Genomic DNA, 21,176 nt, shown 5'->3' with positions numbered 1-21,176 from the left:
ACGCCCATATACTAGATTGGGTTTATTGCATTAATTTATTATTGTAATTTAACCATGACATTATCTCGAATATTTAATTTATCGGCTTCCACATCACAATCCACAGCAAGTATATGAACGCCTTTTTCCTCCGCTTCTCTCAGAGCCTGACCAAAGGCAGGATGAGTGACGTCATTGGGTTCAAAATATTTAACATCCTTCATTTGTACCACAAAGATGATGTATGCTTCATATCCTTCTTCCATGCAGGAAATTAGTTCTTTTACATGCTTAACGCCCCTTTCTGTAGGAGCGTCCGGGAACCTGACTATTCCTTTTTCTTCAAGGGTAACACCCTTTACCTCTATATAAATCTTTTTATTCTCTGTCTCCACATATAAATCAAATCTAGAATTACCATATGTTTTTTCCGTCTTTACTAATTTAATATCAGAAAATAATCCACCGGATTGAATCCATTCATAAACTACTTTATTTGGTGCCTGGGAGTCCATATTAATCATTCGGTTCCCTTTTTGAACACCAATCAGGTCGTATTTTGTCTTTCGGTTAGGATTATCCTGTTCTTCCAAATAAACGGTAACCCCCGGTATTAGCAATTCCTTGCAGCGTCCGGTATTTTTTACATGGCAGGTTTTTACTTCTCCATCCACCTCTACATAGGCAATAAAACGATTTGGACGGGACTTAAATATTCCTGCTTGTACTTTACTATATTTCATAATAACCTCTATTCTGATGGTTTAGCGCTTCTCAACCTAAGCTCCAAACTATGTATTCTTTCACGCTAAAACAAATGGGTCCTCTTTCCCATTGTATATTGAGTCTACAAACATTTTTAGTCTTTGTCAATTACTTCATAATAATTTAACACTTTTTTTACTTCCCTTTTACAGGGAGTTAGCTTATAATGGATTATAATTAAGGAAAGATTCCTAGTTAAAATAGTATAATTATTGTTAGTAATTGCATATACTGATAAGACGAAAGGAAGTATGATAGTATGAAAAAATTCGGTAAATTCTTGTTTGGGACTGTTTCCCTTGCTACTTTAGCATGTGGAGCTTACTATGTTTACAAAAATTTAATTAACAAAGACTCTTCTGATGATTTTGACGAGTTTGAAGATGAATTTGAAGATTTCGATGATGAAGATGAGGATGCTCCGGAAGTAGAAAAAAAAGATACTCGTGAATATGTATCCATCAATTTCACCTCTGAAGAAGCTGCTTCCAATGACTCGGAAGAAGAACAATAAAGTCTGAATTTAAGAATAACCGACTATTCCAATAAGGTAATAGCCGGTTATTTTCTTATCCTAAAGCAATATCTAATGTTGTCATTACCATAAATCCCAGCATAGCTCCGATAGTTGCCGCATGTCCATAAAGGTGAGAATCATTCTGTGATTCCGGTATTAGTTCTTCTACTACTACAAATACCATAGCACCTGCTGCAAAGGATAGTGCATAAGGCAAAATAGCCCCGACGCTGCTTGCAAGCATTGCTCCAAACACTGCTGCAATCGGCTCAACAATTCCCGATGCCTGCCCATACATAAAGCTTTTTAATCTGGAATGTCCATCTCTTCGTAAAGGTATAGACACTGCTGCTCCTTCCGGAAAGTTCTGCAGTGCAATACCAATAACCAGTATAATAGCTCCTGCAGTAGTTGCCTTTTCTGTTGTTCCTATAGAACCAAATGCTACACCAAAGGACAAACCTTCCGGAATATTATGAAGTGTAATTGCCGTAACCAATAATACGCTGCGACGTATGCTGTCTCTGGAAACTTTACCAATTCCACCTCTGGGCTTATCTTCCACGTGATGAACATGAGGAAGCAATTTATCTGCGCCAAATAAGAATAATCCTCCAAGGCCAAATCCTATTACTACAGGAAACCAAGGAAGGGGAGTATCCTCCGATAATTCCAACGCTGGTAACAACAAGGACCAAAAGGAAGCTGCTAACATAATACCGGATGCAAAACCTAACATAAGGTTTAAAACCTTTGGTTTTATCTCTTTAAAAAAGAATACCATGGCTGCACCGGCTGCTGTTACGCCCCAAGTTACAAGTCCCCCTAGAAAAGCCATTAAAATTGGATTCATATATTATATCCTCCTAGTTCTTAACTTTATTCTAGGGTTGTAGATTCCGCTTTTAAAAAGCCTTTCATGAAATTTTCGTCAAGACTATGGCTTACGAATTAATTATCTATATTCATTTAATCTGCTCTTTAATTGTTCTACATCCCCTATAATGGTATACCTTATTATATCACGATTATTATCATCTGTCTTTAGTTGAATTTCATTTCCTACCAATATAGTATAAGTTAAATTATCCTGGGTTGTAAATACAATCTGATAATCCCACAAATCTTCCCCCTGACTTTCCGAGGTATCTTCTTCCTGTTCAGCCGGCAGCAGGGAATATTCATTTAACATAAGAAGAAAATCATCGATTTTCTCCGGTTCCTTAAAGGCTGTACTTTCTTTCTTGCTATTTATAATGGAAAAAGAACTAACCTGTTCTGCCGTGAAAGGCAGAATATCAGAAAATATCATAGTTCCTGCCGAAGATATGCCCATCTTGGCTTCTTGGGGTTCCGTCTCTAAATTAAATTTATCGGCACCTTCATCAGATAAAGCATCCTTACCGTCTTTAGCCACTTTTTGATCTGCCTCCGCTTCTCCTGCGGTAATAGAATAGATTTCTTTATCCTTCTGTACCTCAGTATTTCTCTCTAAAGTTCCGTTCTCCTGCCGTTTTAATGACGACGAATCTGAGGTATCCTCAGCAGAAGAATTCGTCTCATTTTCCATGCTTTTACTGGAGCCCGGTAAATATTTTAATATATTCAAACCAATCAATAGTAACAGAAGCACAGCCGCAATACCGGCTAATCTAAAGATAGGGAATCGGTTTTTCTTTTTACGCTCTGTGGACGTATTCGCTTCCTGATTATCTTCTTCCGGGGTTAAAGAATCCTTACCGGATTGAATTGCCTGTAATGTTTTTTGAATCAGTTCTTCCGAAACTACAATGTTATCTTTGTCAAAAGAAGCATTAAGATGGTCTTTTAAATGAATACTATTATATTCAAATTTGATTTCCTTATCTAAGTGGTTCTCTGTAGAAATCTTGTCTCCATCCATAGAACCATTTCCATTTTTCTGTTGATTATTAAGTTTATGTTTTTGGAAATCCATCTTACAACCTCCCTTCCAAACAAGTCTTTAGTTTCTCTTTCGCCCTGGATAAACGGCTTTTAGCTGTTCCTTCTGCTATCTTTAATATATTAGCTGCATCGCTTATGGTCATGTCATGATAGTAAACACATACAATAATATCTTTATATTTGTCCGGCAGTTTCATAACCGTTTCGCGAATCAGCTGATTCTGGTCTTGTTGTTCTACAGCTGTGTAATCATCATCTGTATGTATGGTATTTTCCTCATATTCTGTCATAGGTACTACTTTTTGATTCCATGCACTTTTTAAATAATCCTTACATGTGTTAATGGTGATTCGAATAATCCAAGTCTTAATACTGCTGTTTCCTTGAAAGGTACTGAGATTTTTGTTTACTTTAATGAATACATCTTGAAAAATGTCTTCTGCCAAATGACTATCTTTTACATACATAAAAGCAGTACGTAAAACATCATTGCCATATTGCCTTATCAAGGTTTCAATGTGGTAAACAGGCTGTTTCTCCTCGTACATTGAACTCTTCCCCCTATATTCTATTTATGCGGATAGGTTAGCTTCATCTCCCACTTTCTATTTTTATCCGCTAAAGAAATTTGTTGGCTGCAGTATTAGTATACTCTTAAACATTTGACGATGTAAACTAAAAAATAGTTCCCATGAAATAATTGGATAACATAATTAAGATACTAATACTGCGTAAATAGTTATTTATTACAGATATATTTATATCAGGTTAAATTTCTTTAATCCATGATAAATACCGTCCTCTTTAATTGACTTTGTCTTATGTTTAATTCTTTCCAGTACTTCCGGATAGCTATTACCCATTGCAATTCCGGTAGCAACGTATTCTAACATCTCGATATCATTACTACTGTCACCAAATGCATAAGTATCTTTCTGATCCATGTTAATGTGTTCTAATAATCTTTGTATACCAGTTGCTTTATTAATTCCACGGGGTACTAATTCAAACATCTGTATTCCGTGATAAATAGGATGAAATTTCTCTTCCAATTTGGGCATAACAATATCACGGTTGCTTTCCTCCGATAAAGTACAAGACATTTTATTAATGCATATATCCATATCAGAATCTAATGCTTTTATTTTTTCTTCCCCGAAATATTTAAAAAGGCTTACGATATAATTGTACTCTTCTCCCTTGTCTTTTTCTTCGTAGTAGAGGCATTCCGGCCCCTCCAAAATATACCTTACTTTATTTTCTTGAAGAAATGCCATGATTTCGGTTACTAAGCTATCTTCCACTACTTTGTTCTCAATTATTTTACCCTCATACTCAACATAAGTACCGGCACCTGCTATAATTCCCTTAAAGCCCAATTCAATTAAATTATCCGGAACAATAGGTCTGGTTCTTCCTGTACAGATAATGGGAATATGTCCATTATCAAGCAATTGGCCGATGGCCTCTTTTGCTGAATCAGGCACACCTATATCTGGTAAATACAAGGTTCCATCTATATCAAAAAATACTATTTTCTTATTCATGTCTGTAATCTTACTCCTTTCACTGAGCTGCCTGGGTTAAAGTATAAAGATTTGCATAGATTCCTTTTTGATCTAACAATTCATTGTGATTACCTCTTTCTGCGATTCCCTCTTCTGTTAATACAATAATGTCCTTAGCATTGCGAATGGTGGATAATCTATGGGCGATTACGAAGGTGGTTCTATTTTTCGCTAATCTTTCTAAAGATTCCTGTACCACTTTTTCACTTTCATTATCTAATGCTGAAGTGGCCTCATCAAAGATAAGAATCGGCGGATTCTTTAAAAATACTCTGGCAATACTTAATCTTTGTTTTTGCCCTCCTGAGAGTTTAACACCCCGCTGCCCAATGTAAGTATCATATCCATCCGGAAGTTCCATAATAAAGTCATGGGCATTGGCATTCTTTGCTGCCTCGATTATTTCTTCCTCTGTTGCATCTATCTTACCATACCGGATATTTTCCATAACGGTACCGGTAAATAAATATACATCCTGCTGTACAATGCCAATATTTTTTCTAAGTGATTTTAATTTAATATCCCGTATATCCATTCCATCCAATGTGATGGCACCACCGGATACTTCATAAAATCTTGGGATTAAACTGCACATAGTGGTTTTTCCTACACCAGAGGAACCTACTAAAGCGATATATTCTCCTGCTTCTACTTTCAGATTAATATTACGGAATACATCGGAAGTAGTTTCATCATATTTAAAGGAAACATTCTTAAATTGAATTTCACCTTTTACATCCTTTAGCTCCACTGCATTCTTCTTATCCACAATATCCGGATTAATATCCATAATTTCCATGAAACGATCAAAGCCTGTAATACCATTTTGGAATTGCTCTGTAAAGTTAATCAGTTTTCTAACAGGTTCAATAATATTATTAATATAGAGTAAAAAGGTTAAAAGGTCACTTACTTCAATGGATCCATCTGCGATTAATAAGCTTCCACCTACGATTACTGCAACACTAATCAGATTGGTAAATACACCAAGTCCGGAATGAAAGGTTGCCATCTGCCAATAACTGTTTCTTTTACTTTCTACAAATCGTTTGTTACCTGCATGGAATTTATCCAATTCCTGATTCTCGTTGGCAAAGGATTTTACTACACGAATGCCTGACAGATTATCTTCTATTTGTGCATTGATTTCCGCAATTCTTTCTCTGTTCTTTCTAAAAGCGCGGTTCATCTTATTCTTCATAAAATATGCAAATAGAAACATAATAGGTAAAAAAGTAAAAACTATTAACGTTAAGGGGAGATTGATATTGATTAAGATGACGAAAGCACCCACGAATTTAATAATAGATATAACAATGTCTTCCGGTCCATGATGGCAAAGTTCTGTAATATCAAATAAATCGTGGGTAATTCTTGCCATTAACTGACCTGTTTTCTGATTATCATAAAAGTTAAAAGATAATTTTTGATAATGTTCAAAGATGTCATTACGCATATCAAATTCCATATTTGCTCCCATCATATGTCCTTTGTATGCAATATAGAAGTTACAAAACATTTCTAAAATAGCCAGCCCGATCATCAAAAGTCCCAGCTTAATAATAGTATTCATTGCTTGGCTGATTTCATAGCTCCCCAGCAAATCATTGGTTATGTATCTGACTATCAAAGGATAAAGTAGCGTGATGCTTGCTGCCAGCAAAGCGCAAAACATGTCGGACAGGAAAAGTCCTAAATATGGTTTATAGTAGGATAAAAATTTCTTCGTTTTTCTGCTCATAACTCCTCCACTTTATTTATTACTTGTTCTATATAACAAGTTATATAGTTACATGTATTTTCGTAGAATACACAGTACATAGTTACTTCTCCATTATAACAGATATGATATGTAATTTTTAATGGATTAATTAATTATCATAACATCTCTTCTCTGTTTAGGCAACTCAAAAGATTGAAAAAGAGGCTGTAACAGCCTCTTAAAATGTATGCTTTATCTTGATAATCTCTTGGATAAATCATATAAGTATTGGTCAATATCTTTCTCCATGGATAAAGCTTCTTGTATATCAAAGTCAACGAATTTGCCATCTTTATGTGCTACAACACGTCTTGATGCACCTTTGTAAAGTAAATCAACTGCATAAGCACCCATAGTGGAAGCATACACCCTATCTCTGCAGGTAGGACTTCCTCCTCTTTGGATGTGACCTATAATGGTAGCTCTGGTTTCAATTTCTGTAGCTTCTTCGATTCTTTTTGCCATTTCGTAAGAATCACCAACACCTTCTGCATTTACAATAATATGATGTTTCTTACCGCTTTCTTTCCTTCTAATAATATTGTCTATAATTCTTTGTTCATTATAGTCATATCTTTCTGCAATCAGAATATCTTCCGCTCCGTTGGCAATACCACACCATAAGGCTATAAATCCTGCATGTCTGCCCATTACCTCTATAATACTGCATCTTTCATGGGAAGTGGATGTATCTCTAACCTTATCGATTGCTTCCATCGCTGTGTTTACTGCTGTATCAAATCCTATGGAATAATCGGTACAAGCAATATCTAAGTCAATAGTTCCAGGTATTCCTACCGTATTAATGCCTCTCTCAGCAAGCTTTCCTGCTCCTCTAAAAGATCCGTCACCACCGATTACTACTAAGCCGTCAATATTATATTTTTGACAAACTTCAGCGCCCCTATCCTGGCCTTCTTTTGTGGTAAATTCCTTACATCTTGCTGTATATAGAATGGTTCCCCCTCTTTGTATAATGTCAGAAACGTTTCTACCATCTAGATCAACAATGTCTTCTTCTAATAAACCATTAAATCCTCTTCGTATCCCCTTAACTTTTAAACCATATCCAAGGGCAGTTCTCGTTACCGCTCTAATAGCAGCATTCATGCCCGGTGCATCCCCACCGCTCGTTAATATACCAATTGTACCAACTTTGTTTGCCATCGTTTCCTCTTTCCTGTATACTTCAAGGTGATATACATTATAAATTGCTTGTTTACATTGTACTGTAAGATTCAAATCTTCTATATTTTAATGCATTTTTCTGGCTTTTTCAATACTCTTTTCTACTACTTGAACATTGTGATCTCCATATTTTTCTTTCAATTTCCTAATCAAGTCACTTTCCACATTGATGTTCTTACTTTGAGGAAGATGTTTTATTGCTTTTTCACATTCTAAATAAATGGTAACGGAATCATCACCATCAGATTGGCTCAATAATTCATATAAACTTTGTTCATCTTTTACAAAATTCTCTTTATCAGGATATTTGATCCACACTTCTTGGGGAATGGCTTCAAAAGGTATTACATCACTGCATATTAACTTAGCAGGCTTTTCTTCTTCCGCTGTTACTTTTCCCCGAACAAAGACTTTACTATCCTCTTGTAATACTATTTTATATTTTTCATAGTCTCTTGGAAAAACTATAATTTCAACAGTACCAACCAAGTCTTCCAACGTGATAAAAGCCATCATAGAATTAGTCCTTGTAGTTTTTACTGTTTTGGAAACAACCATTCCTCCTATTGTTGCATAAGCACCATCTTTTGCTTTTGCTTCCCTAGTTTCCTCATCAAGGACAAAGTCTAAAGTAGAATTGGTAATATTTTTTTTCAATAATCCTTCATATTGATCAAGAGGATGCCCACTTACATAGATACCCATAACTTCTTTTTCAAAAGCCAGAAGCTGTTCTGAAGAATATTCTCCAACATCCGGCATATTATTTTCATAATCTGCTTTTTCTTCTTCTCCTACTAAATCAAAGAAAGAGATTTGACCGCTTAGATTTTTCTTCTTATCCTGAATTACATCATCTAACACCTGAATGTAAATCATCATTAATTGTTTTCTGGTTCCCGGAAGGCTGTCAAAGGCTCCTGATTTAATAAAACTTTCTACAGTCCTTTTATTTACTTCTTTACCGGACAATCTGACGGCAAAGTCTTTCAGGCTGGTAAATTTGCCGTTGGATCCACGTTCTTCTACAATTGCTTCAATCACCGGTTTCCCCAAACCTTTAATGGCAGAAAGTCCGTAGCGTATGGCTCCCTTTGATACAGAGAAGGTACTATATCCCTCATTAATATCCGGAGGCAAAATTTCAATTCCCATCTGCCTGCAGGCATAAATATATTCTGCAACCTTTCCCGGGTTATCAATCACCGAAGTCATTAGTGCCGCCATAAATTCCACAGGATAGTAATACTTTAAAAACGCTGTTTGGTAGGAAATTACCGCATAAGCCGCAGCATGGGACTTGTTAAACGCATACTTTGCAAAGTCCGTCATTTCATCAAAAATATGATCGGCTACTTCAGCAGATATACCATTATTAACACATCCCGGTATATTCTCCTCCTCATTGCCATAAACAAAGTTCTTACGTTCCTGTTCCATAACAGAAGCTTTCTTCTTAGACATGGCACGACGTACCAAATCACTTCGTCCGTAGCTGTAACCTGCAAGATCACGAACGATCTGCATAACCTGCTCCTGATATACAATACACCCATAAGTAGGCGATAAAATAGGCTCTAACTGTGGGCATTCATATATAATGGACTTTGCTTCATTCTTACCCTTAATATATTTGGGTATAAAGTCCATTGGTCCCGGACGGTATAAAGAGATACCTGCAATAATATCCTCTAAACTTTTGGGTTTCAGCTCTTTCATAAAGTTTTTCATTCCGGCACTTTCCAATTGGAAGATACCATCTGTTTTACCAGAAGAAATCAAGTTAAAAATATTTTTATCATCATAATCTATCCGATCCATATGTATTTTATTCGTGCTGTCCAGTTTTTCATTTACTAATCTAACTGCGTTCTGAATAACGGTTAAAGTTCGAAGACCTAAAAAATCCATTTTTAATAAGCCTAATTCCTCTAAAGTTGTCATAGTAAACTGTGTTGTTATAGACTCATCGGAAGCACGGGACAAAGGAACATATTCTACTACCGGAGCTTTACTAATAACTACACCAGCTGCGTGCATAGATGTATGTCTTGGCAATCCCTCTAAGCGTAAGGACATATCAATTAAATATTTAATTTCTTCGTCGCTGTTGTATAGATTTTTTAATTCTGAATTGGAATTCAGAGCTTTTTCAATATTAATTCCTATTTCTGTGGGTATCATTTTAGCAACCGTATCTACCTGGGCATATGGAAGGTCCAAAGCTCTGCCCACATCCCTTATAACAGCTCTGGCCGCCATGGTTCCAAAAGTAACAATTTGAACCACCCGGTCTTTTCCGTATTTTTGTACAACATAGTCAATAACTTCTTGTCTTCTTTCAAAGCAGAAGTCAATATCAATATCCGGCATGGTTAATCGTTCCGGATTCAGGAACCGCTCAAACAACAGGTTATACTTTATTGGATCAATATCGGTAATCTCTAAACAATAGGATACAATACTTCCCGCTGCACTACCCCGTCCGGGTCCTACCATAATTTGATTATCTTTTGCATATTTGATAAAATCCCATACAATTAAGAAGTAATCTACAAATCCCATACCCCTTATGGTTTCAATTTCATATTCTAATCTTTCTTTTAATTCTACAGGAGGATTCCCATATCTCTTAATTAATCCTTCTTCACAGAGTTTTTTCAGATACTCTAAGGCTGTAAAGCCAGCAGGAACATCATACTTAGGGAGTTTGTATTCACCAAATTCAATTTCTACATGACAACGTTCTGCAATCATCTGCGTATTTTCCAGTGCCTCTTTGGCATAAGGAAATATGGCTTCCATTTCTTCCGGTGATTTCAGGAAATATTGGCCGCCTTCATAACGCATTCTATTTTCATCGGAAACTTTTTTCTGAGTCTGAATACATAGTAAGATATCATGTGCCTGAGCATCACTTTCCAAGGTGTAATGAACATCATTAGTAGCCACTAACGGAATACCCGTTTCACTATGCATTCGCAGCAAAGCCTGGTTTACTTGCTTTTGTTCCGGCAATCCGTGATCTTGCAGTTCTAAGAAGAAATTATTTTCACCAAATATATCTCTTAGGCGCAGTGCCGCTTTTTTACCTTCTTCGTAGAAACCTCTGCGCAAATTACTTGCGACTTCTCCACCTAAGCAGGCACTTAAAGCTATGATACCTTCCCTGTACCTTGACAATATTTCGTAATCCACTCTGGGTTTATAGTAGAAACCTTCTATGAAACCAGTGGAAACTATTTTCATTAAATTGGAATAACCGGTATTATTCTCTGCTAATAACACCAGATGATTATACCGGTCTTCCGAAGAGGAACCTTCTCTATCATATCTTGAATTGGGTGCTACATAAACTTCACACCCAATAATGGGTCTTATTCCTTCTGAAAGGCAGGCGCGATAAAAATCAATGACGCCATACATTACACCATGATCAGTAATGGCAATACTGTCCATGCCTAATTCTTTTGCTCTGGCTACCATTTCTTTAATTTTACCTGATCCATCCAGAAGACTATATTCTGTATGCAGATGTAAGTGTGCAAATTTCATTTTTACCTCCATATCATATAGGTTGAAAGTTTCCTTTCAGCCTAATTCCTATACCTTTCTATTTGTAACATAAACGAGGTCAGAAGACCCCTATTTTAGTGCCGGCCGATCCGGATCAATGACTTTGCTTAAATCAAACAAGTCTGCTAATCTTTCCGGAAACTGTAGCATTGCCTGGCCGTCCAAAGGTCTTCTGGTCATTCTAACATATTCATCCTTTACCTGAATCCAAGGAGATTTAAAAACACCGCAATAATAGTTAAATCCTAAACTCTTTAGATATTGGTATTTATCACTGGTATAAGCACCAATATTCTCTTCTATATCTATACCGTAAGGGAAGACATAAACATCTGTAGGACCAATTAAAGAGCCAACTTCCTCCATCCATCTGTCACTATCTTGTATCGTAAAGTTATAACTTACTTTTCCCATATTTCTATGTCCATAACTATGAGAACCAAATTCCCATCCCCACTCTTTCATAACCTTTATAACTTCCTTAACGGCTTCTTTGTCTTGTTCATAGGTAGGAGAAGATTTATCGTTAGTACGATAACCCAAGGTACCTTCATAACCGGTAAGTGCTAATAATCCTCTGGCTCCTTTGTAAGAGAAATCCGGATGTTCCGCAATAAATGTTTCCAAAATCGGAACCATATCATAATCTCCAACGGAAACCGTTCCGTCATCCATAATCATAGCAGTGGATGGTCTTCCATTTTCGTCAATAACAGCTTTGGAAGCAAAGCCGTCTCCAGTCATATATTCATAATAATTAACATCGTCCTGTGACATTACAAATGGCTTTTTATCAGGTGGAAGCATAATATCTCCCGGAACAAATTTTGTTGTACCGTCCTCTGCTGTCACCTGGTGCGCTACATCATGGATACTTACCAAAACATATCCATCTTCATACATCTGCTTCATCATTTCCTTGAATTCAGAAATGGTGGTCATATAATAATTATAGCCATTGGATGCGTAATCTCCATCAAAGGCCTTGGAATTATCCGCCACCAGGGAATGGAAAAATATATGGCTTATTTCGTTAACTGATTCATAGGCACCCAAAGGAACCAATTTTGCTTTGTCCGCTTCATATTTTGCTATGGCATCCGTGAGTACTGTATGGTTTACATAGCCTTGTCCATATGACTTAATGGTTTCAATAGCTTTATCATAATCATAGCCCATTGCCAATAGATCTGCTTCTTCTACTAATTTTGAGATCTTTTCTTGTTGTTCTTTTTCCTCTTCCTCTAAGCGTTTTTTCTCTTCTTCTTCCGGAGTTAACTCATTATCTTTACCTCCTGGAACATTGTTACCGCCGCCTTGAGTCTGATTGTTATTGCCAGCATTATTATTATTCTTTTTGAAATAGCCGCCTTTTAAAACAGCAAAGGTTATAATGCCGACTATCGCTAATAAAAGCAATAGCAATTCGGCAATAAGTATTGTTTTATACTTTCCTTTTTTTCTACCATTACCTTCTGATCTATAATCATAGGAATTTGCTTTATTCATATTTCCTTTTGTTTTGTTATCCACTTAACTACCTCCTTCATTCACAAATTCCCAAAAGACAAATGAAACCAGTTCCAAAATACATTATGGCACTGGTTTTAAGGTTCTTTCAGGCTAATTAATGTAATTTATCTTTTCGTTTAATGTTGTCTGTTATAATCTATTATTCACGATTCTTACTTAACATATGTATACAACATAACGTCTATCTTTTGTATTATATACCTTTATTAAAGGATATACTTAATTTCTGTGTACACTTCCTTCATTATAGCACGAACCTTTTAATATTTCTTTACAAAATTATTAATTTTAAAAAAAGAGGTTATGCAAAACTTTCCTTTTTGCACCAACCTCTTTACATAGGGTATTATTCTTATTATGTCCTAATTTAAACTTTATATGGAATCTATTTTGAACTTAAATATTTCTCAATATTATCAATAGCCGTCTGTTCATCAGTACCCTCAGCAGAAACAGTAACCTCTTCACCTGCAGCTAAACCTAAGCTCATCATTCCCATGATACTCTTTGCATTGACTTTCTTATCATCACATTCTACATAGATAGCACTTTCATATTGGCTTGCAACCTGAACCAATAGAGCAACTGGTCTTGCCTCTAATCCCGTGGGAATTTTAATTGTTATTTTTTTCGATACCATAGTTTACTTCCTCCTTCTGTTTCCTAACGTTATCTGCTAAAATGCTTAATTTCCGTAATCGGTGGTTAACACCGGATTTGCCAATAGGCGGATTAAGCAGAGCCCCCAATTCTTTCAGTGATGCTTCTGGATATTCTATGCGTAAAGACGCAACTTCCTCCAACCCCTCTGATAATTCACTGAAGCCAATCTGTTCCTTAATATATATTATATCATCAATCTGCTTGGTTGCTGCCTGCACGGTTTTATTAATATTTGCAGCCTCGCAGTTCACTTGCCTATTAATGGAGTTTCTCATCTCTTTTAATATTCGGACATTTTCCAAATTCATAAGAGAAACATGAGCTTCCATAACATTCAATAGGTCGACTATTTGTGAACCCTCTTTTACATAGACAACAAAATGATTCTTACGTATTACAATCTTTGCATCTATATTAAAGGTATTGATAATTTCTTGAATTTGCCTTGCTTTTGGCTCATTTGGTGCAACTATCTCAAAATGATAGGTCTTCTTTGGTTCACTCATGGAACCGGAAGCTAAAAATGCACCTCTGATAAATGCCCTTTTACAGCAAGAATTTTGTATGACCAGATTATCTACTACAGATAAGTTTTCCATGATTTCTTTATTTTCATCCATCAGCTTGGTGGCTTGTAGAATTTTTATAACTATGTCATGATCTACAATAACCATAGTATAGGTTTTATTCTTTTTCAAATAATTATTTTGTTTTACTGAGATTTCTGTATTTATTTTAAAGGTTTTTTTAATTAATGTAAAGTATTTTCTGGCTACCAGTAGATTTTCCGTATGGAGCTTCAGAACATATCTATCATATTCCGATATAATAATGTCTCCACATAAACTGATAATTGCCGCCAGTTCTGCTATCTGACAGTGCCTTGCAGGACTAATCTGTTTTGATAATTCATCCTTTACCTCTCTGGAAAATGACATTTTTATATCTTGCTCCTTTCAGAATCTAGAGATTTTGTACGTACACTTCGCTAACTACGCAATGTGTCCTTCATAATATCTCTATGCTCCACCTTTAATCCATATTCAAGATGTTGCAGTCTTAAAGCCAGCTCATTAGCCAAGGTAACAGAACGATGTTTGCCGCCAGTACAGCCAATACTAATAACTAACTGATTTTTTCCTTCTTCGATATAGTTTGGAATTAAGAATGCAATCATATCCTCCAGCTTCTTTAAAAATTCAGGAGCCATCTCAGATTTCATTACATAATCTTTTACATCCTTATCATTTCCTGTCTTCGGTCTTAATTTTGGAATATAGTAGGGATTAGGCAAAAACCTTACATCAAATACCAAATCGGAATCCATTGGAATTCCATACTTAAATCCAAAAGATAATATAGTTATAAAAAAATTATTGTATTTTTCATTCTTCAAATATATTTTATCAATTTGATTTTTTAATTCCCGAATTAACAATTGGCTTGTATCAATTATGACATTAGCCTTTTTCTTAAGAAATTCCAACTTGTTTCTTTCAGTATCAATTCCCTGCTCTACTCGTCCTGCTCCGGATAAAGGATGGGTTCTTCTTGTTTCTTTATAACGTTTTACCAACACTTCCGTACTGGCATCTAAAAATAGTATCTCATAGGGATATCCATCCATACCCATTCGCTCTAACACTTCATCCAGTTCTTCTAAAGCTTGTCCGCTGCGAATATCGACACCTAATGCTACTTTATCGATATTCTGGGTTCCATTGAAGGTTAACTGGACTAATTTATAGATGAGTTGTATAGGAAGATTATCGACGCAAAAATACCCTGCATCCTCCAGCATTTTCAGCACTGAACTTTTACCTGCTCCTGACATTCCCGTAACTATTACCAGTCTCATAAAAATTCTCTCCTTATGCCACGTTTCCGTGAATTTGTGCCATAGCATAAATATGCACAATAAATTGTTTCACAAATTCGCTACTCCGTTTTTCTAAAACTCACCCAAAAGCCTTACTTCCGGTTCCAGCATAACTCCATATTTATCAAAAACAATCTGCCTTACCTCTGTAATCAATGTTATAATATCAGTGGCAGTTGCTCCTCCTTTATTAATAACAAAGCCGCAATGCTTTTCCGATATTTGTGCATTGCCCACCTGATATCCTCTAAGACCTGCATCCATAATTAATTTACCTGCAAAGTATCCTTCCGGTCTTTTAAAAGTACTGCCGGCACTTGGATATTCCAAAGGCTGTTTGTCACGTCTTCTTTCATTAAGATCATTCATTTTATTTCTGATATCTTCCTTATTTCCTAATTCAAATAAAAAGGAGGCATCCAATACAATATAATTCTTCTCCTGAATGATACTTTTTCGGTATCCTAATTGTAAATCTTCTTTATTTAAATGCATTATATTGCCCGACTGATCAACTACCGTAGTACCGATAATAGAGTCTTTCATCTCTCCGCCATAAGCACCTGCATTCATAGTTACCGCCCCGCCTAAAGAACCCGGAATTCCGGAAGCAAATTCAAAGCCTGTTAATTCATGGTCAGCTATTTTATTGGCTAATTTAGAAAGCAATACGCCTGCTCCAGCTTTAACAAGCCAGTGTGACCCATCATATTTCTCAATCTGGATGTCACTCATACATTGTCCGATTTTAATGATGGTTCCTTTATATCCTTTATCACTAACCAGTAAGTTACTTCCGTTTCCAATTACATAAAAAGGCATATTTTTCTCACACAACATTTTAACCAGTTCAGCTGCCTGATGGCTGTTTTCAGGTAGAAGAAGAAATTCTGCCGGGCCGCCTATTTGAAAAGTGGTGTGCTTTGCAAGAGGTTCTTCTATCAATATTTGCTCATCTTTTAATATATCCTTTAGTGTCTGATAAAAATCCTCATTCAAATTTATTTCCTCTTTCTTTATAAACTACTATCAGCCTGTTAACGCTAATATTTATATATTCTCCATATTATATGCCAAAACTTACTGGCAGTATACCATCCAAAACTACACATATCATACAATATTTAATAGAATTTGGCAACTCTAAAAGTTAATGGCCCAGTATAAGTCTGGCGCAGCCATATATGCCTGCATCATTGCCAAGTTCTGCAAGACGAAATTCTTTATTTTTTAATGCCAGCATGACATATTGATTATAATATTTTTTCACTGCATCGGTTAATATACTACCCGCTTTCGAAACTCCTCCGCCGATAACAAAGGCTTGTGGATCTACGACTGCTGCCACATGTGATAATGCAATACCAAGGTATCTTCCTAATTGTTCTACTAATTCCAATGCCAGTTTATCATTTTCTTTTGCACAGTCAAATATGGTTTTTGCAGACAGATGGTCGAATTCACGAAGCTTAGAGGGTTCTGTGGATTTACTTAGTAATCTCTTGGCTTCCTTCACGATGCCTGTTGCAGATGCGAATTGCTCTAAACAGCCAGTCTTTCCACAGCCGCATTTTTCTTTTTCTTCATAATTTACTAAAATATGGCCCAGTTCACCTGCAGCTCCATTACTTCCAGTAATAATCTCATTATCTATAATTACGCCGCCGCCTACTCCGGTGCCTAACGTTACCATAACAATACTATTATAACCTTTACCGCCGCCTCGCCACATTTCACCCAAAGCAGCTACATTGGCATCATTGCCCACTTTTGCTTCAAAACCAGTAAGTCCTTTTAGTTCATTGGCAACATTTATTATGCTCCAGCCTAGATTTACACATTCAATAACGGTTCCATCTGCGGTAACCGGTCCTGGTACACCTACACCAATACCAACAATTTGATTTTTATCCAGGTTTTTTTCTGAAATTTTATTCTCCAGAGTTTTGGCTACATCACCTAATATGTAACTTCCTGAGTTCTCTTTTCTGGTTGGTATCTCCCATTTGTCTACCAAATCACCTTTATCTGTAAACAACCCTAACTTTACTGTTGTTCCACCAATATCAATTCCAAAACATAGCTTTTCCATATTGCTGCTTACGTAAATTTTATATTATAACTTACGTATCTCCTTTCTGACATTGCTTTTATTATGATGTATAGGCAGAAATTACTTTATTGGTATATATCTGCCGGTTAAAAATTAGTTTCCGGTTTTACTTTAGTTTTAATATGATATTATTATTCTTCATTTGCTTTATTTTTTTTCATTAAATTATTGGTTACTCGATTATATAGTTCCTGTGCAGCATTGTATCCCATCTTCTTTTGCCTGTAGTTAACAGCAGCAGATTCTACAATAATCGCAAGATTACGTCCCGGACGGATTGGTATGGAATGACAGACTACTTTATTTCCAAGGTATTCTGTGTATTGCTCTTCAAGGCCTAATCTATCATATTCCTTCTCTTTATTCCATTCCTCTAATTTAATAACCAAATCAATGGATTGGGTATTCTTAACACTTTCAACGCCAAAAAGAGTCTTAACATCAATAATTCCGATGCCTCTTAGTTCAATAAAATGTCTTGTAATATCCGGTGCCATACCTATCAGCGTTTCATCACTTACTTTTTTTATTTCAACAACATCATCGGTTACAAGACGATGTCCTCTCTTAATCAGTTCCAAAGCAGCTTCACTTTTGCCAATACCGCTTTCTCCCGTAATTAGAATACCCTCGCCATATACGTCTACTAAAACTCCGTGTATGGATATTCTGGGAGCTAACTCAACATTTAACCAACGAATCACTTCTGCCATAAAAGAAGATGTGGTTTTGTTTGTTTTCAAAATAGGTACACCTTTTTGCGTTGCTAATTGAATCAGTTCCGGTTCAACATCAATGCCTCGGCAGAATACAATACATGGTACTTTATAGTCCATTAATCTTGTTAATATACCTATGCCGTGATCCTTTTCCATTTTTCTCATATAGGCTTCTTCTACCCGCCCGATAACCTGAACACGATCAGAATCAAAATGATCAAAAAATCCGGCCAATTGAAGGGCAGGACGATTCACATCCGGCTGGCAGATTTTTATATGTTCATAGTCGATATCCGGTGTTAGAACTTCAAGATTCATCTTTCCAATTAGCTTGGCCAATTCTACAGTATACATATTTATACTTCCTTTCTTACTTTTGAAGACAATAGATTTATTATTCTGCACTGATTTTACTATTTTATCACATACCTTCTGTTAATGTAAATAATATTGGAAAAATTACGATATTATGAATGAAAGAATTCATATACCTTTTCTGCTGCCGGTTTATTCATAGAGGCCACTGCTGCCAGTTCTTCCACACTAGCTTCTTTTATGGCTTCAATGGATTGAAAATGTTTCATCAAAGCTTTTCTTCTTGCGGCACCCACACCTTTAATATCGTCCAATACAGAATGTATCTGAGCTTTTCCCCGAAGCAGTTTATGATATTCTATGGCAAACCGGTGGGTTTCATCTTGAATTCTTGTAATTAATCTAAATGCTTCACTGTGTGTATCGATTGGTATCTCGGTATTATTATAGTAGAGACCTCTTGTTCTATGGTTATCATCTTTTACCATACCGCATACGGGAATTGCCATATTTAAGTCATTCAACACTTTTTTCGCAATATTAACCTGACCTTTACCACCATCCATCATGATTAAGTCCGGTAATTTATTAAAGCTGTCGTATTCCCGGTTTAGATTCTTTTCCCTAAATTCCTGGCCTTCGGGAAGTTTTTGTTCTCCTACAAGTCCTTGTTCTTCATCAAGTTCTTGATCTTCTCCAAGTTCTTGTTTTCCTCCGAGTCTTTGTTCTCCATCAAATTCTTGCTCTTCATCAAGTTCTCGACCTTTACCAGCCGCATATTCTTCATGGGATCCGCTTTCTCCGCTCAGTCCGATATTTTCATATGAGCCATGCCCTTGAAGAAGTGCATTCTGCTCACGAGCAGCGTGGGTAAGCCTTCTGGTAAGTACCTCTTCCATGGAGGCGTAATCATCCGGTCCTTTAACAGATCTTATTTTAAATTTACGGTAGTCATTTCTCTTTGGTTTACCATTTTCATAAACTACCATAGAGCCAACGGATTCAAAGCCACTGGTATTGGATATATCAAAGGACTCAATACGCCTGATTCCAGGTATATTCAATAGTTCTCCTATCTGTTTTATGGCACCCACCGTTCTGGCTTCTTCCCGTTTGATCTTTTCTGCATCCTGCTGTAATACCAAAGATGCATTCTTTCTTGCAAGCTCAACCAACCGTTCTTTTTCACCTTTAATGGGAACTTTAATGTATACCTTTTGTCCCCGCTTGGAAGCAAGCCATTCTTCTATGATTTCCTGTTCTTCAATGGGCTCTCCCAATATTAATTCTCTTGGTATCAATGGTGTACCGGCATAAAATTGCTTTACAAAACTTGTTAGAATAGAACTTTTGGTTTCATGTTCCACACCGGTCAGATAAAAATGATCCCTGCCAATTAATTTGCCGCTTCGTATAAAGAAGACCTGCACAACTGCTTCATTTCCTGCTGTTGCTAATGCGACTATATCACGGTCCTCCAATTCGCTGCTGGTAATCTTTTGTTTTTGAGCTATTTGCATGACGCTGTTCAGCAAATCTCTATATTCTGCAGCATTTTCAAATTCCAAGTTTGCTGCTGCCTGTTTCATTTTCCCTTCCAGCTCTTTTGTAACCAGAGAATAGTTTCCATTTAGAAATTCCAGCACCTTTTGGATGGATTCCTTGTATTCTTCTTCTGATACATAGCCTTGGCAGGGCGCTTTACACTGTTTAATATGATAATAAAGACAGGGTCTGTCCTTCCCCACATCCTTTGGAAGGTTCCGGTTACAAGTCCTTATAAAATATATCTTTCGCAGTAATTCCAGTGTGTCCTTTATTGACTTAGAACTGGTGTAAGGTCCGAAATACTTTGCTTTATCCTTACCTCTCTGTCTTGCAAACAGCACTCTGGGATATGCTTCATTTACCGTTACTTTAATATAAGGATAACTTTTATCATCCTTTAACATGGTATTGTACTTTGGTCTGTGCTCTTTAATCAGATTACATTCCAAAACCAACGCCTCTAGTTCTGAGTCTGTGATAATATATTCAAAATAGTTAATATGACTAACCATCTGCTGAATCTTTGGAGTAAGATTTCTGCTGCTTTGAAAATACTGCCGCACTCTGTTTTTTAGACTGATGGCTTTTCCTACATATATTATGGTGTCGTTACTATCATGCATAATATATACACCGGGTTTGGCGGGAAGCTTCTTTAATTCTTCTTCAATATCAAAAAACATATATACTCCTTCCTAATGCCCTGTACGTCCTAACTTTATAGCTTGATTATTCATATGACTTAGAGTACTGTATTTATACTATAAGAAACTTATTGTTCAGGTCTAATATATCAAATTCAGCTAACTAAGTCTATCTTATTCCTTTATCTGAACGTAAAACAGTTGTATTACCTTTATACTTAAATCGGTATTTTTATCTTTTATGTAACATACAAAACCTTCATTCCGTTTGTATTATATCATGAACGAAAGGCGTGTTCATGATCTTGGCACTCCACTCAGCAAATGCAAGCACGCTTGTATTTACTTCATTCCGTTTGTATTATATCATGAACGAAAGACGTGTTCATGATCTTGGCACTCCACTCAGCAAATGCAAGCACGCTTGCATTTACTTCACTCCGTTTGTATTATATCATAAATGTAATCATTATAATTGTTT

17 protein-coding genes are annotated in these 21,176 nt (G+C 36.2%); 1 reads left to right on the top strand and 16 read right to left on the bottom strand.

Annotated features, from left to right (window positions below; translation table 11 throughout):
- Nucleotides 1-38: 38 nt before the first annotated feature.
- The gene (gene sfsA / locus RT261_RS07865) at nucleotides 39-722 is read right to left on the bottom strand and encodes a DNA/RNA nuclease SfsA (RefSeq protein WP_313131472.1); all 684 of its coding nucleotides are present in this window, start codon (nucleotides 720-722) and stop codon (nucleotides 39-41) included.
- A gap of 281 nt (nucleotides 723-1,003) precedes the next feature.
- Here sfsA and RT261_RS07860 point away from each other — a divergent pair, with 281 nt between their 5' ends.
- Nucleotides 1,004-1,258: a hypothetical protein gene (locus RT261_RS07860; protein WP_313131469.1), complete on the top strand. Its 255-nt coding sequence runs from the start codon at nucleotides 1,004-1,006 to the stop codon at nucleotides 1,256-1,258.
- Nucleotides 1,259-1,313: 55 nt separating this feature from the next.
- On the opposite strand, the gene RT261_RS07855 is transcribed toward RT261_RS07860, so the two are convergent.
- The 15 genes from RT261_RS07855 to uvrC all read right to left on the bottom strand — a co-directional run bounded on the left by RT261_RS07855 (nucleotide 1,314) and on the right by uvrC (nucleotide 20,734).
- Complete coding sequence (locus RT261_RS07855) at nucleotides 1,314-2,114, bottom strand: ZIP family metal transporter (RefSeq protein WP_313131467.1); 801 nt, start codon at nucleotides 2,112-2,114, stop codon at nucleotides 1,314-1,316.
- 102 nt (nucleotides 2,115-2,216) lie between these two features.
- Complete coding sequence (locus RT261_RS07850; RefSeq protein WP_313131464.1) at nucleotides 2,217-3,218, bottom strand: hypothetical protein; 1,002 nt, start codon at nucleotides 3,216-3,218, stop codon at nucleotides 2,217-2,219.
- Between the two features lies 1 nt (nucleotide 3,219).
- Nucleotides 3,220-3,735, bottom strand: a complete 516-nt coding sequence (locus RT261_RS07845) for a sigma-70 family RNA polymerase sigma factor (protein WP_313131461.1) — start codon at nucleotides 3,733-3,735, stop codon at nucleotides 3,220-3,222.
- A 210-nt stretch (nucleotides 3,736-3,945) separates the two neighbouring features.
- The gene (locus tag RT261_RS07840) at nucleotides 3,946-4,734 is read right to left on the bottom strand and encodes a Cof-type HAD-IIB family hydrolase (protein ID WP_313131459.1); all 789 of its coding nucleotides are present in this window, start codon (nucleotides 4,732-4,734) and stop codon (nucleotides 3,946-3,948) included.
- A 19-nt stretch (nucleotides 4,735-4,753) separates the two neighbouring features.
- A complete protein-coding gene (locus RT261_RS07835) occupies nucleotides 4,754-6,496 on the bottom strand; it encodes an ABC transporter ATP-binding protein (RefSeq protein WP_313131457.1) in 1,743 nt (580 codons plus the stop codon).
- Between the two features lie 213 nt (nucleotides 6,497-6,709).
- Complete coding sequence (gene pfkA / locus RT261_RS07830; protein ID WP_313131454.1) at nucleotides 6,710-7,684, bottom strand: 6-phosphofructokinase; 975 nt, start codon at nucleotides 7,682-7,684, stop codon at nucleotides 6,710-6,712.
- A gap of 87 nt (nucleotides 7,685-7,771) precedes the next feature.
- On the bottom strand, nucleotides 7,772-11,260 hold the full coding sequence (locus RT261_RS07825) for a DNA polymerase III subunit alpha (RefSeq protein ID WP_313131452.1): 3,489 nt from the start codon (nucleotides 11,258-11,260) through the stop codon (nucleotides 7,772-7,774).
- Between the two features lie 90 nt (nucleotides 11,261-11,350).
- A complete protein-coding gene (locus RT261_RS07820; protein WP_313131449.1) occupies nucleotides 11,351-12,814 on the bottom strand; it encodes a polysaccharide deacetylase family protein in 1,464 nt (487 codons plus the stop codon).
- Between the two features lie 385 nt (nucleotides 12,815-13,199).
- Nucleotides 13,200-13,454 carry an HPr family phosphocarrier protein gene (locus RT261_RS07815; RefSeq protein ID WP_313131447.1) on the bottom strand — a complete coding sequence of 85 codons (255 nt, stop codon included), beginning with the start codon at nucleotides 13,452-13,454 and terminating at the stop codon, nucleotides 13,200-13,202.
- The gene (gene whiA / locus RT261_RS07810) at nucleotides 13,429-14,415 is read right to left on the bottom strand and encodes a DNA-binding protein WhiA (protein ID WP_313131444.1); all 987 of its coding nucleotides are present in this window, start codon (nucleotides 14,413-14,415) and stop codon (nucleotides 13,429-13,431) included. Before whiA ends, RT261_RS07815 begins: the two co-directional genes overlap by 26 nt.
- A 50-nt stretch (nucleotides 14,416-14,465) precedes the next feature.
- A complete protein-coding gene (gene rapZ / locus RT261_RS07805; RefSeq protein ID WP_313131441.1) occupies nucleotides 14,466-15,335 on the bottom strand; it encodes an RNase adapter RapZ in 870 nt (289 codons plus the stop codon).
- 93 nt (nucleotides 15,336-15,428) lie between these two features.
- Nucleotides 15,429-16,355 (bottom strand): UDP-N-acetylmuramate dehydrogenase, encoded by a 927-nt coding sequence (gene murB / locus RT261_RS07800; protein ID WP_313131439.1) that lies wholly within the window; start codon nucleotides 16,353-16,355, stop codon nucleotides 15,429-15,431.
- A gap of 151 nt (nucleotides 16,356-16,506) precedes the next feature.
- Nucleotides 16,507-17,448 (bottom strand): ROK family glucokinase, encoded by a 942-nt coding sequence (locus tag RT261_RS07795; RefSeq protein ID WP_313131436.1) that lies wholly within the window; start codon nucleotides 17,446-17,448, stop codon nucleotides 16,507-16,509.
- A 152-nt stretch (nucleotides 17,449-17,600) separates the two neighbouring features.
- On the bottom strand, nucleotides 17,601-18,542 hold the full coding sequence (gene hprK, locus RT261_RS07790; protein ID WP_313131434.1) for an HPr(Ser) kinase/phosphatase: 942 nt from the start codon (nucleotides 18,540-18,542) through the stop codon (nucleotides 17,601-17,603).
- A gap of 113 nt (nucleotides 18,543-18,655) precedes the next feature.
- Nucleotides 18,656-20,734 (bottom strand): excinuclease ABC subunit UvrC, encoded by a 2,079-nt coding sequence (gene uvrC / locus RT261_RS07785; protein WP_313131432.1) that lies wholly within the window; start codon nucleotides 20,732-20,734, stop codon nucleotides 18,656-18,658.
- Nucleotides 20,735-21,176: the final 442 nt, after the last annotated feature.

It is taken from the genome of Anaerocolumna sp. (assembly GCF_032079385.1).
Lineage (GTDB): Bacteria > Bacillota > Clostridia > Lachnospirales > Lachnospiraceae > Anaerocolumna.
The sequence above is the reverse complement of the archived record's forward strand: the minus strand, read 5'-3'. Positions and strand labels throughout refer to the sequence as shown.

Excerpts from the sequence above, each read along its gene's own strand:
- sfsA (WP_313131472.1), bottom strand. The coding sequence starts at position 722 with ATGAAATATAGTAAAGTACAAGCAGGAATATTTAAGTCCCGTCCAAAT.
- RT261_RS07860 (WP_313131469.1), top strand. The coding sequence starts at position 1,004 with ATGAAAAAATTCGGTAAATTCTTGTTTGGGACTGTTTCCCTTGCTACT.
- RT261_RS07855 (WP_313131467.1), bottom strand. The coding sequence starts at position 2,114 with ATGAATCCAATTTTAATGGCTTTTCTAGGGGGACTTGTAACTTGGGGC.
- RT261_RS07850 (WP_313131464.1), bottom strand. The coding sequence starts at position 3,218 with ATGGATTTCCAAAAACATAAACTTAATAATCAACAGAAAAATGGAAAT.
- RT261_RS07845 (WP_313131461.1), bottom strand. The coding sequence starts at position 3,735 with ATGTACGAGGAGAAACAGCCTGTTTACCACATTGAAACCTTGATAAGG.
- RT261_RS07840 (WP_313131459.1), bottom strand. The coding sequence starts at position 4,734 with ATGAATAAGAAAATAGTATTTTTTGATATAGATGGAACCTTGTATTTA.
- RT261_RS07835 (WP_313131457.1), bottom strand. The coding sequence starts at position 6,496 with ATGAGCAGAAAAACGAAGAAATTTTTATCCTACTATAAACCATATTTA.
- pfkA (WP_313131454.1), bottom strand. The coding sequence starts at position 7,684 with ATGGCAAACAAAGTTGGTACAATTGGTATATTAACGAGCGGTGGGGAT.
- RT261_RS07825 (WP_313131452.1), bottom strand. The coding sequence starts at position 11,260 with ATGAAATTTGCACACTTACATCTGCATACAGAATATAGTCTTCTGGAT.
- RT261_RS07815 (WP_313131447.1), bottom strand. The coding sequence starts at position 13,454 with ATGGTATCGAAAAAAATAACAATTAAAATTCCCACGGGATTAGAGGCA.
- whiA (WP_313131444.1), bottom strand. The coding sequence starts at position 14,415 with ATGTCATTTTCCAGAGAGGTAAAGGATGAATTATCAAAACAGATTAGT.
- rapZ (WP_313131441.1), bottom strand. The coding sequence starts at position 15,335 with ATGAGACTGGTAATAGTTACGGGAATGTCAGGAGCAGGTAAAAGTTCA.
- RT261_RS07795 (WP_313131436.1), bottom strand. The coding sequence starts at position 17,448 with ATGGAAAAGCTATGTTTTGGAATTGATATTGGTGGAACAACAGTAAAG.
- hprK (WP_313131434.1), bottom strand. The coding sequence starts at position 18,542 with ATGTATACTGTAGAATTGGCCAAGCTAATTGGAAAGATGAATCTTGAA.
- uvrC (WP_313131432.1), bottom strand. The coding sequence starts at position 20,734 with ATGTTTTTTGATATTGAAGAAGAATTAAAGAAGCTTCCCGCCAAACCC.